At 75.5% G+C, this 15,853-nt stretch carries 9 protein-coding genes; 8 read left to right on the top strand and 1 reads right to left on the bottom strand.

The features are described from left to right. The first annotated feature begins 174 nt into the window (after positions 1 to 174). Positions 175 to 4,140 carry a type VII secretion protein EccC gene (locus tag IH61_RS0113580; RefSeq protein ID WP_031069251.1) on the top strand — a complete coding sequence of 1,322 codons (3,966 nt, stop codon included), beginning with the start codon at positions 175 to 177 and terminating at the stop codon, positions 4,138 to 4,140. A gap of 364 nt (positions 4,141 to 4,504) precedes the next feature. Next, positions 4,505 to 6,904, top strand: coding sequence for a hypothetical protein (locus IH61_RS47735; protein WP_037972573.1), 2,400 nt, complete (start codon positions 4,505 to 4,507; stop codon positions 6,902 to 6,904). A gap of 140 nt (positions 6,905 to 7,044) precedes the next feature. Here IH61_RS47735 and IH61_RS0113570 read toward each other — a convergent pair whose 3' ends face one another. Beyond that, entirely contained in the window at positions 7,045 to 7,386 is a 342-nt protein-coding gene (locus IH61_RS0113570) for a hypothetical protein (RefSeq protein WP_031069247.1), read from the bottom strand. Positions 7,387 to 7,577: 191 nt separating this feature from the next. Between IH61_RS0113570 and IH61_RS0113565 the strand changes: the two genes are divergently transcribed. From IH61_RS0113565 to IH61_RS0113540, 6 genes are all read left to right on the top strand, one after another. Further along, positions 7,578 to 8,087 (top strand): hypothetical protein, encoded by a 510-nt coding sequence (locus IH61_RS0113565; protein ID WP_031069245.1) that lies wholly within the window; start codon positions 7,578 to 7,580, stop codon positions 8,085 to 8,087. After that, complete coding sequence (locus IH61_RS0113560) at positions 8,084 to 9,349, top strand: sensor histidine kinase (RefSeq protein WP_051836979.1); 1,266 nt, start codon at positions 8,084 to 8,086, stop codon at positions 9,347 to 9,349. The genes IH61_RS0113565 and IH61_RS0113560 overlap by 4 nt, the downstream gene beginning before the upstream one ends. Positions 9,350 to 9,437: 88 nt before the next feature. Next, complete coding sequence (locus IH61_RS0113555; protein ID WP_031069241.1) at positions 9,438 to 9,878, top strand: hypothetical protein; 441 nt, start codon at positions 9,438 to 9,440, stop codon at positions 9,876 to 9,878. A gap of 70 nt (positions 9,879 to 9,948) precedes the next feature. Beyond that, the gene (locus tag IH61_RS0113550) at positions 9,949 to 11,379 is read left to right on the top strand and encodes a hypothetical protein (protein ID WP_031069240.1); all 1,431 of its coding nucleotides are present in this window, start codon (positions 9,949 to 9,951) and stop codon (positions 11,377 to 11,379) included. Between the two features lie 54 nt (positions 11,380 to 11,433). Continuing rightward, entirely contained in the window at positions 11,434 to 14,823 is a 3,390-nt protein-coding gene (locus IH61_RS0113545; RefSeq protein ID WP_031069239.1) for a right-handed parallel beta-helix repeat-containing protein, read from the top strand. After that, the coding region (locus tag IH61_RS0113540) for a S8 family serine peptidase (RefSeq protein ID WP_051836978.1) at positions 14,820 to 15,853 on the top strand (1,034 nt) is incomplete at its 3' end. The genes IH61_RS0113545 and IH61_RS0113540, both read left to right, overlap by 4 nt.

Raw genomic sequence — 15,853 nt, 5'->3', positions numbered from 1 at the left:
CACAGTCCTGCCACGACACTGCTGCTCACGCCGGTCCTCCGGTTCGGTGAATGCTCTCCGCCCGGTTGAACGGCCTGCCGGGCGTGCCGCGTTCAAAGCCACCTGAACCCGCGGCGCGGCACCGGCCGTGGGTCAGATCGTGAGCGTGGACCGCGTGGCGATGAGGAGCCCCGAGTGAGTGTCGAGCTGGTCAGCCGGACGCCCCGGCGCCCGGGGCCCGAGATGCCCGACGGCGAGATCCAGCTCCAGGAGCCGCCGGGCCTGCCCGAGAAGCAGAGCGGCATGGCCGGCGTGATCGCCATGGCCCCGATGGCGCTCGGCTCCCTGTCGATGGTGTTCATGTTCCTGCACCCCGGCGGGGGCGACGGGGGCGGCGGGGCGCTCAGTTACGTGGCGATGGGCATGATGGCCCTGTCCGCGGTCGGCATGCTCGTCACCCAGCTGATCCGCGGTTCCAGCGACCGCAAGCAGCAGCTGCGCGCCGAGCGCCGCGACTACCTGCGCTACCTCGCCCAGATGCGCCGCCAGGTGCGCCGCGCCATCGACGCCCAGCGCAAGGCGCTCGCCTGGCGCCACCCGGCCCCGGCCGAACTGCCGTCCCTGGTCGGGACCAGCCGCCTGTGGGAGCGCCGGGCCGCGCACCCCGACTTCAGCGACGTCCGCATCGGCATCGGCGCCCAGCGCCTGGCGACCCCGCTCGCGCCGCTCTCCACCAAGCCCGTCGAGGACCTCGAGCCGCTCTGCGCGCACGCGCTGCGCCGTTTCATCCACGCGTACGGCACCGTCGCCGAACAGCCGATGGCGATCCACCTGCGCGGCTTCGCCCAGGTGCTGCTGCGCAGCGACGACGAGGCCGCCGCCCGCGACCTCGTACGGGCGCTGGTGGCCCAACTCGCCGTCGTGCACGGCCCGGACGAGCTGCGCGTGGCCGTGGTCGCCGACGACGCCCGCCGTGCGGACTGGGACTGGGCGAAGTGGCTGCCGCACGCCCTGCACCCGACGGAGACGGACGGCGCCGGGCCCGTGCGCCTCGTCGCCGGCAGTCTCGTCGAGGCCGAGCAGCTCCTGGGGGAGGAGTTCACCGGCCGCCCCGGCTTCGAGCCGGACTCCGTGCCGCACCGCGACGAGCCGTTCACCGTCATCGTCCTCGACGGCCCCGGCGCCCACACCGGCAGCCGCGCGGCCCTCACCGGCTACCGCAACACCGTCATGATCGACCTCGCCGACACCCTGGAGTGGCGGGCCTCGCGCGTCACCCTGCGGCTGCGCATCGAGGGCGGGCGCCTCGCCATGGTCGGCGCCGACCGCAACCGCAAGGACGTCGTCACCGACCTCGGCCGCCCCGACACCCTCACCGCGGCCGCCGCCACCCGCCTGGCCGCCCGGCTCGCCCGCTACCGCATCGCCGACGGCGTGGACTCCGCCGAGCCGCTCGCCACCGACTTCGACCTCTCCGCCCTGCTCGGCATCCCCGACCTGCACGCCCACGACGTCGAGGCCCTGTGGGCGCAGCGCGGCATCCCGCAGCGCCTGCGCGTGCCGCTGGGCCTCGGCCCGGACGGGCGGCCCGTCGACCTCGACCTGAAGGAGTCCGCGCAGGGCGGCATGGGCCCGCACGGCATGCTGATCGGTGCCACCGGCTCCGGCAAGTCCGAGCTGCTGCGCACGCTGGTGCTGGCCCTCGCCGTCACCCACTCCTCCGAGGTGCTCAACTTCGTCCTCGTCGACTTCAAGGGCGGCGCGACCTTCCTCGGCCTCGACACCCTCCCGCACACCTCCGCCGTCATCACCAACCTCGCCGACGAGGCCGCCCTCGTCGACCGCATGCGCGACGCCCTGCACGGCGAACTCGTGCGCCGTCAGGAGGTGTTGCGCGAGTCCGGGTACGCGTCGCTGCTGGAGTACGAGACCGCGCGCGCCGCGGGCACGGCGCTGCGGCCGCTGCCCACCCTGTTCGTCGTCGTCGACGAGTTCAGCGAACTCCTGTCCGCGCACCGCGACTTCATGGACCTGTTCGTGATGATCGGCCGCCTCGGCCGCTCCCTCGGCGTCCACCTGCTGCTCGCCTCCCAGCGCCTCGACGAGGGCCGGATGAGCGCGCTCGAGTCCCACCTCTCGTACCGGATCGGCCTGCGCACCTTCTCCGCGATGGAGAGTCGCGGCGTCCTCGGCGTCCCCGACGCCTACCAGCTGCCCTCCTCGCCCGGCAACGGCTTCCTGCGCAGCGACACCTCCACCCTCACCCGCTTCAAGGCCGCGTACGTCTCCGGCCCGTACCGGCCCAAGCGCCGCGCCGGGCAGCAGGCCGCCATCGCCGGACAGGTCGTCGCCTACGGCACCGACTACGTGATGCCCCGTCAACTGCCGGTCGCGGCCGTCGAGGTGGAGGAGGAGCAGTCCCCCGGTTCGCTGCTCGAGGTCGCGGCCGGACGGCTGCGCGACGCCGGGCCGCCCGCCCACCGCGTCTGGCTGCCGCCCCTGGACGTCCCGCCCACCCTCGACGAACTGCTACCCCCGCTCGTCCCGCACCCCGAGCGCGGCCTCACCACCGGCGACGAACGCGCCCACGGCGCCCTGACGCTGCCCGTCGGCGTCGTCGACCGGCCCTTCCAGCAGCTGCGCGACATGCTCACCGCCGACCTCTCCGGCGCCGGCGGCCACGTCGGCATCGCCGGCGCCCCGCAGAGCGGCAAGAGCACCCTGCTGCGCACCCTCATCACGGGCCTCGCCCTCACCCACACCCCGGCCGAAGTCCAGTTCTACTGCCTCGACTTCGGCGGCGGCACCCTCTCCGCCCTGCGGGGCCTGCCCCACATGGGCGGCGTCACCGGCCGGCACGACGCCGAGCGCGTCCTGCGCACCATCGCCGAGGTCAACGCCGTCATCACCCGCCGCGAACGGTACTTCGCCGAACTCGGCATCGACTCCCTCGCCTCCTTCCGCCGCCGCAAGGCCGCCGGTGAACTGCCCGACGACCCGCACGGCGACGTCTTCCTCGTCGTCGACGGCTGGAACACCCTGCGCCAGGAGTTCGGCGACCTCGTCCAGCCGCTCACCCTGATGTCCCAGCGCGGCCTCAACTACGGCGTCCACCTCGTCATCGGCACCACCCGCTGGGGCGAGATCAGCAGCGCCCTGCGCGACCAGCTCCAGACCCGCTTCGAACTGCGCCTCGGCGACGCCATCGACTCCGTCATCAACATGCGCGCCGCCGCCAAGGTCCCCAAGTCGCCCGGCCGCGGCCTCACCGACGAACAGCTCCACTTCCTCGCCGCCCTGCCCCGCATCGACGGCTCCGGCCACACCGACGACCTCGGCGAAGGCGTCGCCGACCTCGTCGACGCCGTCGCCGCCCACTGGACCGGCCCCCGCGCCCCCGAAGTCCGCACCCTCCCCCTCACCCTCGACGCCGACCGCCTCCCCGCCCCCGAAGGCCGCCTGCGGGTGCCCATCGGCCTCGAGGACACCGACGTCTCGCCGCTGTGGCACGACTTCGAGGAGAGCCCCCACCTGCTGGTCGTCGGCGACAGCGAAGCCGGCAAGACCAACATGCTGCGCCTGATGATCCGCGCCATCACCACCGCCTACACCCCGGCCGAAGCGCGCATCATGCTCGTCGACTACCGCCGCGGCCTCTACGACGCCGTTCCCGAGGAGTACCGCCTCGGCTACGCCGTCGCCGTCGACAAGCTCCGCCAGATCGTCGACGGCGCCGCCCGCGCCATGAAGAACCGCATCCCGCCCGCCGACATCACCCCCGCCCGCCTCAAACTCCGCGACTGGTGGACCGGCCCCGAACTCTTCGTCCTCGTCGACGACTACGACCTCGTCGGCTCCACCGCCGGCGCCCACCCCTTCGCCGCCGTCCTCGAAGACCTCTCCCAGGGCGCCGAGATCGGCCTCCACCTCGTCATCGCCCGCAGCGCCAACGGCATCGGCCGCGCGATGAGCGACCCGCTGATCCGCAAGCTGCAGGAGGTCAACTCCCCGACGCTGCTGATGTCCTGCCCCCCGAGCGAGGGCTACCTCTGGGGCAACGTCAAGCCCCGCGCCCTCCCCGCAGGCCGCGGCCTCTACATGACCCGCCGCCGGACGGTCCAGGTGCAGACGGGCCTCCTGGCGGACACGGAGGAGCAGTGACGGGCGCTGGCCCCGCGCGGGTGACGCGTCCCGGGCGGCGGCCGGAAGCGGCCGACGCCGTCCCGCCCGTGGGGCGTCGCGCCCCGGTTCGCCGGCCGTGGTCGACGACTCCGGCGCGTGCGGCGGGGCTTCCACGGTGCCCACAGCTTTTCGCGTCGGGCGGTGCGGTCGTGGAGGTGCCGGGCCGCGCGGGCGCGGCGTCCGGCGTCGGTGGGCGTGGTGCGGTGACGTTCGCGCGGCGTGTCCGGCCCGGTTGCGGCGGGTGTGGCGTGGTGTCGGTTGTCGGTGGTGTGTGGGTCGGTCGGGAGATGGAGTGATGGGCGGTTCTACGGCGTCGACGTTGCGGGCGCTCGGGGCGCACTTTGTGATCGCGCCGGTCGGGGCGGAGGCGGCCGGGCTGGCGGAGGCGTTGGCGCCGGTGCGGGCGGAGGCGCGGGCGCTGCTGCTGTTCGCGGCGGCGGCCGATGCGGCGCCCGTGCTGCTGGCCTCGCTGGACGAGGTGGCGAAGGCGGCGGCGGACCGTGGCGCCGAGGTGCTGGTCCTGGCGGCCTCCGGCCTCGCCGCGCCCGGCCCGGACGGGCGGCGGCTGGCCGAACTGCTGGCCGCGCGCTGCGGGTTGACGGTGGTGGCGCCCGACTCGGTGGTGAGCATCGAGGCGGACGGCACCCTGCTCGCCGTCGACGGCACCTGGTGGCGCTGCCGCCCGTACGGCAACGGCGCGCCCGCCGACGCGCTGGGCGCGTACTGGCCGGCCGCCGCGACCGTCACCCCGCTGGGCCGTGGCGCGTACCGGGTCACCGAGGCCGCCGTGAGGTCGGCGCCGACGGTGCTGGGGCAGGCGGTCGCGGACGGCCTGCTGCTGGTCCTCGGCGAGTCGGACGGCGGGCTGCCGACCGGACCCCAACTCGCGAACGCCGCCTCGCTGCTGCTGGAGCAGTCCGGCGATCCCGAGCGACTGACGCTGAGCGCGCCCTGGGCGGAGCCGGTCGCGCTGATCGAGCTGGTGGCCGTGGTTGCGGCCTCGCTGGGCCGGGAGGTGCGGGCGGCGGTCGGCGTACCGGTCGGCGAGCAGCGGCACGTGCACCCGGCGGCGGACGGCGGTGCCGGGTGGGAGCCGTACCTGACCGAGCTGGTGGCGCGCCCGAGCGACCGCACGGTCACGGCGGTCGGCTGGCGCACCCGGCCCGACCTGCCCGCCGTACCCGGTGTGGCGCGCTACCCGGCCTTCCCCGGTTGGGAGTTGGAGGCCGTGGCGGCGGGCCTGTGGCTGCGCCCGGCGGCGACCGGCGACCGCGGCCCGCGCCTGCGGCGCCCGGACCCGGCGGGCCCGGTGCTGGTCGTCGGTACGCCGGGGCGGCCGGTGCCCGAGTCGCTGTGGGACCACCTGGGTGCGCTGCTCGGCTCCCTGCCGCCCGCGCCGGGGCGGCTGGCGCTCACGGTGGCGGGCGCGTTGGACGTGGAGTCGCGGGCGGTGGGGCGGTTCTGCGCGCGGTTGTACGGGCTGGAGTGGGTGGAGGGGGCTGATCCGGTGGTGGGTGGAGGGCCAATATTCGCCCCTGCGCCTGCTGTCGAGCCCGAGCCCGAGCCTGAGCCGGCCCCGGCGGCGGTGACGGCGGAGGCCACTCCCGAGCCTGTCGAGGCGGAGGAGCCCGAGGCCGCCCCCGAGCTCGAACTGGCCCCGCCGACCCCGGTGGTCACGGTGGCGAGTGCGGTCCCCGAGCCTGAGTCCCAGCCGGAACCCGAGCCCGTCGAGGCCGAGGAACCGGATGGAGGCCCCGAGTTGGAGCTGGCTCCGCCCACACCCATGGTCACCGTGGCGAGCACCGAGCCCGAGCCCGAGCCCGAGGTCGAACCTGAGGTCGAGGTCGAACCTGAGCCTGAGCCCGCCCCCGAGCCCGAACCCGAGCCCGAGCCCGAACCGGACCCGGAGCCCGAACCGGACCCGGAGCCCGAACCGACCCCGCCGGCCCCCGCCGTGGCGAGCGAGACTCCCGAACCCCCCGAGGGGCCAAAATGTGCCCCCACCACGCCAGACCAGGACCGCGCCACCCTGGTCGCCCAACTCGGCCCCACCTACCACCGCCTCGCCCGCCGCGCCGAGGACGCCGCCACCCGCCTGCCCGCACTGCGCGTCCAGGCGGCGGAGGGGGACGCCGCCGCCGAACTCGTCGCGGTGCTCCTGCACCAGGGCGACAGCACCCCCCTCGCGCCCCGCGCCGACCTCCTCGCGGCCGCCCGCTCGGGCACGCCCGAGGCCGCCGAGGCGTACGGCCCGTACCTGCGCTGCCTCGCCGCCGGACTGCGGCGTCTGCCCAGCCACTACGGCGGCGTGCTGGTGGCCGGTCCGGCGGACGCGGCCGATCCCGAGCGGTACGCCCCGGGCGCGGTGCTGGTGGAGGCGGCGCCGGTCAGCGGCGTCGCGGCGCCGGGGGTGGACCTGGGGGACGGCGTGGGTGTCGAGTTCGCCATCTGGTCGGTCGGCGGACGCCGCAGCTCGGCCTTCGGCGAGCCGGGCGACCAGCCGTCCGTGATCTTCGCCCCGGGCACCGGGTTCGAGGTGATCGACGTGGACCCGGCAGACCCCGACACCGGCCGCCCGCTGCGCGTGCTCCTGCACGAGATCGGCGGCGTCCGCCCGGGCCCCGACCGCCTGCGCGGCTGGCTCGCCCGCCGCGACGCGGTCGCCCCCGCCGACCGCGCGCGGCCGGCCGACCCGTCCCGCTACCTCCTCGACCTGGGAGCTACGCGGTCGGCGGAGGAGTAGCGGCTGCCCTCGGCCCGATCTCCGCTGAGTTGTCAGTAGCCGGGCGTCTCCTGCGGATCCGGCCGAGTAAAGGGGCTCCGGCACTACATGCGTAGTGCCGGGCCGCCGCCGCAGGTGTCAGCCCGCCCCGCCCGCCGCCCTCAGCGCACCTTCCCCGCCGCCCCCGGCCGGGCAACGCCGTCCACCGACAGGCAGACCCCGTACACCCGCTCGTGCCCCGTCCACCCGTTCACCCGCCCCCGGTTGTTGCTGATCTGCACCCGTCGGCGCGCCGGGTCGACGGCCGACACCAGGTGCAGGTACACCGTCCCGGCGACCCGGGCGAGCACGATGTCGCCCGGCGCCAGCCGCGTCGGATCGACGGGGGCGACGACCACCGCCTGGCGGCTGCGGATCAGCGGCACCATCGACGTCCCGCTCGGCCGGAACTCCACCGTGGCCCCGTCGGCCACCCTCCTCGCCACCGCGTCCAGTGCGCCCATCCCGCGATGCTCGCACCGGGCCGTGCCCCGGTCGAACGGATTTCCGTGCGGCCTCCCACCGCCCGCGTATTCCACTCGCACGGGCCGCTCCCGGGCGCGCCCGGCCGCGAACCCGGGTTAGGACTGGACGGGAGATCATCCGGTCGCCGCCCGGCCCCGTGCCCGGTGGCCTCACCCCCAGGGATCCGCGCATGAACGACTCCCCGACCGTCGGTGTCACCGTGCACCTCGTCGAGCCGGACGGGGCCGCCGGGCCGGCCCTCGCGAACGGGTTCCTCGCGGGGCCGACGACCGTGCTGGTGCCGGATCCGCCGCAGGCGGTCGGCGATCCGTGGCAGCGCTACCTGGTGCAGATCGGCACGGAGGCCGTACGGGTGGCCGGAGTGAGCCTGGCCGCCGCCTCGGTGGACGGGTTCCGGACGGCGGCCGCCGTGCTGGCGCTGGTGGAGCCGTCCCGGAACGCCGCGCCGGCGGAGGTGCGGACCACGCTGGCGGCGCTCACCGACAGCCTGCGCCGCCACCGGGGTGACCTGTGGTCGACCTACGCGGACCTCGGCTTCCCGGTGGAGCCCCCGGAGGTGGACGACAGCGGAGCACCGGCGGACACCTGGTGGCTCTCCCTGGCCGTCGACGACCTGGTCGTCTTCGCCGGGGGCATCTGCTGCATCACCGTGAACTGCGGTGGCTGCAGGACGAAATGAGCCGTCCAGCCCCCGCGCGCCGCCGCCGCTGGCTGCGTTCGACGCGGCTGCAGGACGCGGCGCTCGCGCTCGCGGTGATCGTCCCCGAGGCGTTCTTCTTCGGGGCCCCGGTCACCCCCGGCGCCGACACCCGCAGCCGGCTCGAACTGGTCGCGTTCTGCCTGCCCGAGTTCCTCGCCCTGCTGTACCGCCGCCGGTGGACGGTGCCGGCCTTCGCGGTGGTGTGGACGGTGGCGGTGAGCGCCGACCTGGTCACCGCCATCACCGACTTCGAGTTCACGCCGTACTTCGGCATGCTGGTCGCGCTCTACACCGTCGCCCGGCAGCGCGGGCGCGCCGCCGCCCTGGCCGCTCTCGCCTTCGCCCTGGTGCCCGCGGGGCTCGCGATCCGCTACACCGTGGAGCACCTCGCCTCGCCCGGCCACCGCACGGCCGCGCTGATCGCGGGAATCGCCTTCTACCTGCCGGTGACGGCCGCGGCCTGGGGTATCGGCGTGTGGTCCCGGGCGGTGGCGGAAGCGGCCGCCCGGGACCGGCGCGAGCTGGCGCGGGCCCGCCGCGCCGTGGCGCACGAACGCACCAGGATCGCCCGGGAGTTGCACGACATCGTCGCCAACGCGGTGGCGGTGATGGTGATGCAGGCCGAGGCCACCCGCTCCACGGCCTGTGTCCAACCGGCCCGTACGGACGCCTCCTTGGCCCGGATCGAGGAGGTCGGCCGCGCGGCGATGGCCGAACTGCGCCGCCTGCTGCGCCTGTTGCGCACCGCCGAATCCTCCCTCGAGCAGGACGAGCAGCGGGACGAGCAGCGGGAGACCGAGCCCGACACCGCCCGCCGCGGACTCGCCGACCTCGCCACCCTGTTGGAGGACGTGCGCCGCGCCGGAGTGGCCGTCGACCTCGAAGTGTCCGGCACCCCGGCGCACTTGGACGACAGCCTCGACCTCACCGCCTACCGCCTCCTCCAGGAGGCCGTCACCAACGTCACCAAGCACGCCGGACCGGGAAGCCGCGCGGTGGTGCGCATCGACTGGTCGGAGGTGCTGCGCCTGGAGGTGGTGGACGACGGCGCCGGGCGCAGCCGCCGCAGCGCCGCCCGGGGGCTGTCGACCGGGCACGGGCTGCTGGGGCTGGCGGAGCGCGTCGCCCTGTTCGGCGGCGAACTGTCCGCCGCGCCGTACCGCTCGGGCTTCCGGGTCACGGCCACCCTCCCGCTCACTCCCGTCTCCCCCTCGTCCACGCACACCGGCGAGGAGCGCTGACACGGACGGCCGGGGGCCTCGGTGAACCCCGGGGCGCCGGCCGTCCGTGGTCAGGGGAGTGAGGCCCGGCGGCAGAAGGAGTACGGGGATGGGCGAGGAGACGACGGTGGACGGCGGGTTCCGGCTCGCGGCGGTGTTCGACGTGGTGGACCCGGTGACGGGCCCGGGCTTCGCGCCCGACCGGCCACGGCTCGAGTGGGCCGAGCAGGAGGCTTTCGTCCGGTACCTGAGCGAGGGCGAGGCCGTGCTGCTGACGCCCATGCTGATGGACGACGTCCTCGACCCGCAGCGCCGCGGCGTCGTCCCGATGGGCTTTCGAACCGACGGCTGCTGGGTCTGGACCGACACCGTGACGTACTACCTGCGGGAGTACGGGCTGGCGCCCGAACCGGAACTGCTCGCCCACCTGCGCGCCCAGGGCGACGTGCCGTGCCCGAAGCCGTCTGCGGAGGCGCTGGAACGGGCGGTGGCCTTCGTGCTCACCCCGCCCGGGGAGGCGGCCGAACCGGTGTGGACGGTCGGGTCCTGAACCCGGCTGAACCAGGTCGGGCACGCCGTCCGTAGCTCACCACGGGAGTGTCGTCGAGCGTAGGGGAAGCATGGTGGGCGAGGAGAAGCGCGGCGGGGCGGGGGCCTCGGGCTCGGCGGGGTTCCAACTCCCGTCGGTGAACTGGGCGTTGGCGGCCGAGGAGCCTGAAGCGCCGCCGTCGGAGGGCGAGCGGGAGAGCGGGGCGAGGAGCGGCGGGAACGGGACGGGCGGCGCCACGGCTCCCCTCCCGCAGCCGATTGCGCCCCCGGCGTCCCTGGCGCCGGACCCGGAGTCCGAGCCCGAGCCCGACCCGGACCCGACGGCCGCCCTCGCGGTGCCCGCGCCCGCCGCATCCGCCGTGGCCGCACCCGCCGTGCCCGCACCCGCCGTGGCCGTCGCCGCGGAAGCGGCCGCCGCCACCGTCGCGGCCGAGCCGGACACCGCCGGCGAGAGCGACCCCGGACCGCGCCCCGGCCGGGTCTCCCGCCCGATGATCGCGGCGGCCGTCGCGGTCGGACTCGTCCTGGTCGGCACCTCCGTGGTCGTCACCCGCCTGGGCCACGACCCCAAGCAGGGCCCCGCCCGCGCCGACAACCCGCCCGGCTACGGGCAGAGCGACGGCGGCGGCAGCGGCTTCGCCCCCACCTTCGACGAGCACGGCGGCACCAGCGGCTCCGGCGGAACCCCCGCCCCGGACGGCCAGGGCGGCGTACCCGCCCCGGCGCCCGACGGCGGCACCGCCGCGCCGGGCGACCAGCCGGCCGCCGTCCCCAACGCGGGCGCCCCGGTCGCCCCCGGCCAGCCCGCCCACCCCGGCGCGGCGGCACCCGGCACCGGCGGCACGGACACCCGCTCCCAGGGCGGCTCGGGCGCCTCCGGCGGCTCGTCGGGCGGTTCGGGCGGAGGCTCCACGGGCGGCGGGTCCGCGGGTGGCTCGACCGGCGGCTCCAGCAGCTCCGGCGGAGGCGCCGTCGCGCCGCCCCCCGCCGCCCAGCAGCCCGCGCCGCCGCCCAAGCCCGCCCCCGTCGTCGCCGTCGCCGGCCCGTACTGCGACGCCAAGGGCAGTGTGAAGATCAACGGCTGGTTCGACCAGGGCGTCACCGGCTGGCACAAGAACTCCGGCGGCTGGAGCAGCGACGGCTGCAACGGCACCTACGTCTCGATGCCCATGTCCGGCGCGGCCAACAAGGACGACACCGGAAACTCGGTGGTCTGGTCCTTCAGCAACCTGGGCAACGTCACCAGCTGCGCCGTCGCCGTCTACATCCCCGCCAGCGGCGACGCGAAGAACGTGGGCGGCAACCCCTCCGTCTACACCGTGAGCAGCGGCGGCTCGTTCAACATCAACCAGACGGCCTACCGGGGCAGTTGGGTCAACGCCGGCACCTTCCCCTACCAGGGCGGGCTCTCCGTCACCCTGCACAGCCGCGGCGTGGACTGGGGCGGCAACCAGTACGCCCACCACGCCGCCAGCGCCGTCCGCGCCACCTGCACCCCCTGATCCCCGCCGCCCCGGCGGGGCTCACCACACCATGACGAAGGGAACCCCCAGGCAATGTCGCGCCCGGTGCTGACGGTCTGCGCGGAGCGGCAGGAGCCCGGCTCCTACCGCACGATCGGCGAGGCCGTCCAGGCGGCCCGCAGCGGCGCCGTGATCTCGGTGCGCCCCGGCCGGTACGAGGAGAACCTCGTCCTCACCAAGGTGGTGAGCATCACCGCCGAGGACGTCCGCGGGAGCGTGCGGATCAGCCCCCGGCGCGGCTCCGTCGTCCAAGTCCTCGCCGAAGCCGTCCAGTTGACGGGCCTCATCCTCCAGGGGCAGGACGAGGACCTGCCCGCCGTCGACGTCCCGCGCGGCCAGCTCGCCCTCCAGGACTGCGAGGTCGTCGGCAACTCCTGGACGGCCGTGCTCACTCGCCAGCAGGGCGAACTGGCCATGCGCGGCTGCCGGGTGGTCAACACCGCCGGGGCCGGGCTCGTCGAGACCTCCACCGGCAACAGCGTCATCGAGGACAGCGTCGTCGAGCACCTCGGCACCTCCGCCATCGTCATCGGCGAACGCGCCAACCCCACCGTGCGCCGCTGCGTCCTGCGCGACGCCCGCGGCAACGGCGTCTGCGCCAACGGCGAGTCGCGCGGCGTCCTCGAGGACTGCGAGATCTTCGCCACCGACAAGCCCGCCGTCGCCATCGAGGAGCAGAGCACCACCCGCCTGCTGCGCACCGAGATCCGCGACGCCGCCCTCGGCGTCTTCGTCGGCACCACCGCCCGGGCCGTCCTGGAGGACTGCACCGTCACCGCCGTACGCGGCCACGGCTACGTCCTCACCAACGGCACCGACCCCGTGCTGCGCCGCTGCCGCGCCGTCCGCCCCCAGGGCAGCGGCGTGCACATCGCCGGACGCGCCCGGGGCACCCTGGAGGACTGCGAGGTCACCGCCGCCACCGGGCCCGGCATCCACGTCGGCGAGTCCGCCGGGCCCAGCGTGCTGCGCGCGATCGTGCGCGACAGCGAGGGCGACGGAGTCGAACTCACCGGCGAGAGCGCCGCCGAGTTCGACCGGCTGGAGGTGCACGACAGCTCCGGCAACGGCATCGTCGTCCGCGAGGGCGCCAACCCGCTGGTGCGCCGCTCCACCGTCACCAACGCCGCCGCCCACGGCATCGAGGTGCTGCGCGACGGTCGCGGCCGGATCGAGGAGGCCACCGTCCTCGACTCCGGGAAGCACGGCGTGCGCATCAGCGACGGCGCCAACACCTACCTCGGCGGCTCCCAGATCCGCGGCGCCAAGTCCTGCGGCGTCTCGATCGGCGCCGAAGGCATCGCCACCCTGCGCGACGTCGAGTGCGCCGACAACACCTACGACGGCGTCAGCGTCGAACGCGGCGGCGAACTCACCGCCACCCGCGCCCGGCTGCGCGCCAACCGCCGCCACGGCCTGCACCTGATGCCCGGCGCCCGCGCCACCCTCACCGCCTGCCAGTTCACCGGCAACACCGTGGACGGGCTGCGCTCCGAATCCGCCGAGCCCGTACGGCTCACCGACTGCGTCGCCGCCGAGAACCAGGGCGCCGGGCTGCGCCAGAGCGAGCCCACCGAGCGCCTCGCCGTCGAGAACCTCGACAGCCACGACAACCGCTCGCCCGACGCCCACGGCACCGCCTCGGCCGCCTCCGCCACGCCGGCGGCGTCCTCGGCTTCGGGCTCGGGCCCGGGCTCCGGGGACGCCACCGAGGGCGCGGCCGCCGCCGAGGCGCCCGCCGCACCCGGCCCCCAGGGCCCGCAGGCCGTCCTGCAGACCCTCGTCGGCCTCGAGGGCGTCAAGGAGCAGGTCGCCACCCTCGTCAACCTCAACAAGCTCGCCCGCCGCCGTGAGCAGGCGGGCCTGCCCGCCCTGCCGATGAGCCGCCACCTCGTCTTCGCGGGCCCGCCCGGCACCGGCAAGACCACCGTCGCCCGGCTCTACGGCGCGATCCTCGCCGAACTCGGCGTGCTGCGCAGCGGCCACCTCGTCGAGGTCGCCCGCGCCGACCTCGTCGCCTCGATCATCGGCGGCACCGCCCTCAAGACCACCGAGGTCGTCAAGGAGGCCCTCGGCGGCGTGCTGTTCATCGACGAGGCGTACACCCTCTCCGCCGGCTCCGGCGGCACCGGCCCCGACTTCGGGCGCGAGGCCATCGACACCCTCGTCAAGCTGATGGAGGACCACCGCGAGGACCTGGTGGTCATCGTCGCCGGGTACGAGACCGAGATCCGCGACTTCCTGGCCTCCAACCCGGGCCTCGCCTCCCGGTTCAGCCGCACCGTCGAGTTCCAGAACTACAGCGTCGGCGAGCTGACCACCATCGTCGAGCACGCCGCCGGCGGCCACGGCTACGAGCTCGCCGACGGCACCCGCGAGGCCCTCGCCGTCCACTTCGACAGGATGCCCAAGGGCCCCGACTTCGGCAACGGCCGCGCCGCCCGCAAGGTCTTCGAGGAGATGGTCGACCGGCAGGCGTCCCGCCTCGCCGAACTCGAGAACTTCGACAACGCCGACCTCACCCGGCTGCTGCCCGCCGACGTCGGCGAGCAGGCCGCCGCGGCCGCCGCCCGCGCCGCCGCCGGTCAGGACGAGCCCGCCGAACCCGGCCTGCTCGACCGGCTGCGCGACATGGTCGGCCTCGGCGCGGCCAAGCAGCAGGTCGAGGACCTCGTCAACCTCACCCGCCAGACCCGCCGCCGCGTCGAGGCGGGCCTGCCCGCCGCCACCGTCAGCCACCACCTCGTCTTCTCCGGCCCGCCCGGCACCGGCAAGACGACCGTCGCCCGGCTGTACGGCCAACTCCTCGCCGAACTCGACGTCCTGCCGGCCGGCCAGCTCGTCGAGACCGCCCGCGCCGACCTCGTCGGCCGCTACATCGGCCACACCGCCCAGCTCACCCGCGACGCCTTCGAACGCGCCCGCGGCGGCGTGCTGTTCATCGACGAGGCGTACACCCTGACCCCGCGCCACGGCGGGGGAGGGGACTTCGGACAGGAAGCCGTCGACACCCTCATGAAGCTGATGGAGGACCACCGCGACGAGGTCGTGGTCATCGTCGCCGGGTACGAGGACGAGATGCGCGGCTTCCTCGCCTCCAACCCCGGCCTCGCCTCCCGCTTCTCGCGCGAGATCACCTTCGGCCACTACGCGGACGACGAACTCGTCACCATCGTGCGCCTCCAGGCCGAGACCGCCGGGTACAGCTGCACGCCCGAGACGCTCACGGCGCTCGGCACCCTGTTCGCCTCCGTCCCGCGCGACCGCTCCTTCGGCAACGGGCGCTTCGCGCGGCAGGTGCTCGAGTCGATGATCACCCGGCAGGCCGGGCGCCTCGCCAGCCTCGACGTCGCCGACCTCGACGAGCTCAGCCTGCTGCTGCCGCAGGACATCCCGGCCGAGCGCACCGGCAGCCTCGCGTGAAGCGTGCCTGCGCCGTCGTGCTCGCCCTCGGCCTGGTCCTCCCCACCGCCGGCGTCGCCCTCGCCGACTCCCCGTCCCCGGACGCACTGCCCGGCGTCACCCAGCAGCGGCGCGACTCCGGCGGCAAACCCGCCGGCTGCCTGCCGCCGTCCACCAGGAGCACCGCGCTCACGCCCTGGCCGCAGACCTTCCTGCGCCCCGAACGGGCCTGGCCGCTCAGCAGGGGCGAGGGCGTCACCGTCGCCGTCGTCGGCTCCGGCGTCACGGACGGGGCCGGGCTGCTCGCCGGACGCCTCGACCACGCCCCCCGGCTGCAGGGCGCCGGCGACCCCGCCCAGGACTGCGTCGGCCACGGCACCTTCCTCGCGGGCCTCATCGCCGCCGACCACCGCGACGGCACGGGCTTCGCCGGGCTCGCACCCCGCGCCCGCATCCTCGCCGTCTCCGTGACGGACGAGGGCGGCGGCAGCTCCCCGGACCTCCTCGCCCGGGGCATCACCGCCGCCGCCGACGCGGGCGCCCGGGTCATCGCGGTCGGCGTCGCCCTGCCCTCCGGCAACGACGCGCTCGCCGCCTCCGTACGGTCGGCGCGGGCCAAGGGGGCGCTGGTCGTCGCCCCCGCAGGCCCCGACGCCACCGCCGGCAACGGCAAACTCCCGCCCGCCTACCCGGCCGCCTACCCCGAAGTCCTCTCCGTCCGCGACCTGACCCCCGGCGGCACCCTGCCCGAGGGCACCCTCAGCGGCCGCGTCGACCTCACCGCCCCCGGCGACGCCGTCATGGGCCCCGGCCCCGCCGCCGGCGGCTACTACACCGGCGCCGGCCCCAGCTTCGCCACCGCCTTCGTCGCCGCCACCGCCGCCCTCACCCTCGGCTACCACCCCACCCTCACCCCCGACCAGCTCACCCGCCGCCTCGAAGCCACCGCCTACCGCACCGGCGACCCCGCCTACGGCTACGGCACCGTCGACCCCGTCGCCGCCGTCACCCGCCTCACCGCCCCCGACCCCACACCCCCACCTCCCTCCAC

Source organism: Streptomyces sp. NRRL WC-3742 (genome assembly GCF_000720635.1).
GTDB lineage: Bacteria > Actinomycetota > Actinomycetes > Streptomycetales > Streptomycetaceae > Kitasatospora.
This window is presented reverse-complemented; position numbering and strand designations above follow the sequence as displayed.

Excerpts from the sequence above, each read along its gene's own strand:
- IH61_RS0113570 (WP_031069247.1), bottom strand. The coding sequence starts at position 7,386 with ATGGGCGCACTGGACGCGGTGGCGAGGAGGGTGGCCGACGGGGCCACG.
- IH61_RS0113565 (WP_031069245.1), top strand. The coding sequence starts at position 7,578 with ATGAACGACTCCCCGACCGTCGGTGTCACCGTGCACCTCGTCGAGCCG.
- IH61_RS0113560 (WP_051836979.1), top strand. The coding sequence starts at position 8,084 with ATGAGCCGTCCAGCCCCCGCGCGCCGCCGCCGCTGGCTGCGTTCGACG.
- IH61_RS0113555 (WP_031069241.1), top strand. The coding sequence starts at position 9,438 with ATGGGCGAGGAGACGACGGTGGACGGCGGGTTCCGGCTCGCGGCGGTG.
- IH61_RS0113550 (WP_031069240.1), top strand. The coding sequence starts at position 9,949 with ATGGTGGGCGAGGAGAAGCGCGGCGGGGCGGGGGCCTCGGGCTCGGCG.
- IH61_RS0113545 (WP_031069239.1), top strand. The coding sequence starts at position 11,434 with ATGTCGCGCCCGGTGCTGACGGTCTGCGCGGAGCGGCAGGAGCCCGGC.